Annotated in this window: 1 pseudogene; it reads right to left on the reverse strand. The window is 45.6% G+C overall.

Annotated elements, in window-relative coordinates:
• A pseudogene (locus LKX83_RS33100) lies at positions 1-203 on the reverse strand (HD-GYP domain-containing protein); the annotation flags it as partial.
• Positions 204-226 lie beyond the last annotated feature (23 nt).

Below are 226 nucleotides of genomic sequence, written 5' to 3' on the forward strand. Positions count from 1 at the left end.
GAAGAGACAACACCCACCTGTCCCGTATTCAAGACTACAGTAGATGAAACCGGATACACGGCAATGTGCTTGACGAACAACCGCACCAATTCAAGATTAAATAACGAATTCCCAGCGGCAAATAAGTATTCTGTCGCTTCATTCGGCGTATAATGCTGGCGATACGAACGGTGTGATGTGAGTGCATCATACACATCTGCCATGCCAACTATCTGCGCATATTCAT

This window comes from Cohnella baijiui (genome assembly GCF_020731285.1).
Classification (GTDB): Bacteria; Bacillota; Bacilli; order Paenibacillales; family Paenibacillaceae; genus Cohnella.